Genomic DNA, 2372 nt, shown 5'->3' with positions numbered 1-2372 from the left:
GATTGTTCGGCGGCGTCCTACTCTCCCACAGGGTCCCCCCTGCAGTACCATCGGCGCTGAAAGGCTTAGCTTCCGGGTTCGGAATGTAACCGGGCGTTTCCCTAACGCTTTGACCACCGAAACACTATGAAACAAACAAACCGGATGATGACACAGTTCGTTATTTCAGAACCAACACAGTGGACGCGAGCAACTGAGGACAAGCCCTCGGCCTATTAGTACCAGTCAACTCCACCGGTTACCCGGCTTCCATATCTGGCCTATCAACCCAGTCGTCTACTGGGAGCCTTAACCCCTCAAGGGGGTGGGAGTCCTCATCTCGAAGCAGGCTTCCCGCTTAGATGCTTTCAGCGGTTATCCCTCCCGAACGTAGCCAACCAGCCATGCCCTTGGCAGGACAACTGGCACACCAGAGGTTCGTCCGTCCCGGTCCTCTCGTACTAGGGACAGCCCTTCTCAAGACTCCTACGCGCACAGCGGATAGGGACCGAACTGTCTCACGACGTTCTAAACCCAGCTCGCGTACCGCTTTAATGGGCGAACAGCCCAACCCTTGGGACCGACTCCAGCCCCAGGATGCGACGAGCCGACATCGAGGTGCCAAACCATCCCGTCGATATGGACTCTTGGGGAAGATCAGCCTGTTATCCCCGGGGTACCTTTTATCCGTTGAGCGACGGCGCTTCCACAAGCCACCGCCGGATCACTAGTCCCGACTTTCGTCCCTGCTCGACCCGTCGGTCTCACAGTCAAGCTCCCTTGTGCACTTACACTCAACACCTGATTGCCAACCAGGCTGAGGGAACCTTTGGGCGCCTCCGTTACTCTTTAGGAGGCAACCGCCCCAGTTAAACTACCCACCAGACACTGTCCCTGATCCGGATCACGGACCCAGGTTAGACATCCAGCACGACCAGAGTGGTATTTCAACAATGACTCCACCATGACTGGCGTCACAGTTTCACAGTCTCCCACCTATCCTACACAAGCCGAACCGAACACCAATATCAAGCTATAGTAAAGGTCCCGGGGTCTTTCCGTCCTGCTGCGCGAAACGAGCATCTTTACTCGTAATGCAATTTCACCGGGCCTATGGTTGAGACAGTCGAGAAGTCGTTACGCCATTCGTGCAGGTCGGAACTTACCCGACAAGGAATTTCGCTACCTTAGGATGGTTATAGTTACCACCGCCGTTTACTGGCGCTTAAGTTCTCAGCTTCGCCCCACCGAAATGGAGCTAACCGGTCCCCTTAACGTTCCAGCACCGGGCAGGCGTCAGTCCGTATACATCGCCTTACGGCTTCGCACGGACCTGTGTTTTTAGTAAACAGTCGCTTCTCGCTGGTCTCTGCGGCCACCACCAGCTCAGGGAGCAAATCCCATCACCAGCAATGGCCCCCCTTCTCCCGAAGTTACGGGGGCATTTTGCCGAGTTCCTTAACCATAGTTCACCCGAACGCCTCGGTATTCTCTACCTGACCACCTGAGTCGGTTTAGGGTACGGGCCGCCATGAAACTCGCTAGAGGCTTTTCTCGACAGCATAGGATCATCCACTTCACCACAATCGGCTCGGCATCAGGTCTCAGACACATGCCACACGGATTTACCTGCGTGACGTCCTACACCCTTACCCCGGGACAACCACCGCCCGGGCTGGACTACCTTCCTGCGTCACCCCATCACTTACCTACTACCACCTTGGATCAGCGGCTCCACCACTCCCCTCAACTCCGAAGAGATCAGGGCGGCTTCACGGCCTTAGCATCAGAGGATTCGATATTGGGCGCTTCAAAGCGGGTACCGGAATATCAACCGGTTGTCCATCGACTACGCCTGTCGGCCTCGCCTTAGGTCCCGACTTACCCTGGGCAGATCAGCTTGACCCAGGAACCCTTAGTCAATCGGCGCACACGTTTCCCACGTGTGTATCGCTACTCATGCCTGCATTCTCACTCGTGAACCGTCCACAACTACCTTCCGGTGCTGCTTCACCCGGCACACGACGCTCCCCTACCCACCACAGCCCTCGTTAGAGGTACATGCTGCAGTGACACGACTTCGGCGGTACGCTTGAGCCCCGCTACATTGTCGGCGCGGAATCACTTGACCAGTGAGCTATTACGCACTCTTTCAAGGATGGCTGCTTCTAAGCCAACCTCCTGGTTGTCTCTGCGACTCCACATCCTTTCCCACTTAGCATACGCTTAGGGGCCTTAGTCGATGTTCTGGGCTGTTTCCCTCTCGACCATGGAGCTTATCCCCCACAGTCTCACTGCCGCGCTCTCACTTACCGGCATTCGGAGTTTGGCTAAGGTCAGTAACCCGGTAGGGCCCATCGCCTATCCAGTGCTCTACCTCCAGTAAGAAACAC

The 2372-nt window shown here is 56.2% G+C and carries 2 rRNA genes; both read right to left on the bottom strand.

Annotation, left to right across the window (positions count from 1 at the left end):
* Positions 1-4 precede the first annotated feature (4 nt).
* Positions 5-121: ribosomal RNA gene (rrf, locus tag ACZ6CL_RS42890) — 5S ribosomal RNA — on the bottom strand.
* A gap of 74 nt (positions 122-195) precedes the next feature.
* Positions 196-2372 (bottom strand): 23S ribosomal RNA (locus ACZ6CL_RS42885); the annotation flags it as partial.

The organism is Streptomyces sp. NPDC041200, assembly GCF_055591805.1.
Note: the sequence above shows the minus strand (reverse complement) of the source record. Positions and strands in the feature narration are given on the sequence as shown.